1 pseudogene is annotated in these 930 nt (G+C 39.7%); it reads right to left on the reverse strand.

Annotated features, from left to right (window positions below):
- Window positions 1-141 (reverse strand): annotated as a pseudogene (locus tag L5L97_RS22770) (IS110 family transposase); the annotation flags it as partial.
- Between the last annotated feature and the right edge of the window lie 789 nt (window positions 142-930).

Below are 930 nucleotides of genomic sequence, written 5' to 3' on the forward strand. Positions count from 1 at the left end.
TAATTTAGTGATGGATGCTTTTGCACTAGAAACGCGGCCATAATGTACCGATTGTGCACCATAATGGTCTTCGATATAGGCGACTTCGACGAATTCTTTATGAGTATCTAAGCCAATGAAAAGTATGTTATGTTTTATCATGCTGATCTCCAATTTTTAGTTTCTTTGACAAAACTATTATGGCTCTGGCTTTAAGCTAATCCACGATTGATTGGAGATCAGCATCTTTGTGGGGAGTCATTATGTCTATGTTTAAAGCGGTAGAAATTAGAAAGAGGGCATCAATATGTCAGGAGAGCGAATATCGGGTGATGGAGAACGAGAACGATGTCCTGTACATGGGCATACGAGAAGGCTATCTAGCAAAGAAATTAATGAGATTAAGCACGCTGTAGAAGTTGCTAACTCACAAGCTAAACGTAAGGGCGTTACACCTAAAGATCCTCAAATTGGTCTTTTCAGTTGTAAATGTAATTGCTTCTATGTGAAAGTTGAATAATGGTCCATCAATATGTTGATAGTATTATTAGAATTCGAACATAACAAATTGCTGCATCTGACATTTTTCCGTTCCTTCTTTTTTGTTTGATAACACAAAAGCTTCTACTCCAAAAATGCAGCTGAGCAAGGCGTTACACCATAGAAATTTCTATGCGAAATTCACCTGTTATAGCTGATGACCTAACACGCTTTTGTCCGTGCGACCTGAGGTCGTATGAAGCGCTGTTCACAGCGATAAGAGTGAACCATCTGTATCACCAGATGACCCTAAGACTCTGAATAAAGCAGCGAGTCTGACAATGTAACGATATTTGGCTTTATGCCGAATGGGAACAGAATCGTGAGAGGACGTTCTTCCTGATAACCACAATCGGGTAAGTGCTAGGGTGTCAGTATGATGAACGTAAGTGAATCCATATAAGGTGCGTT

It is taken from the genome of Shewanella sp. SM71, from assembly GCF_025653905.1.
Taxonomy (GTDB): Bacteria; Pseudomonadota; Gammaproteobacteria; order Enterobacterales; family Shewanellaceae; genus Shewanella; species Shewanella oncorhynchi.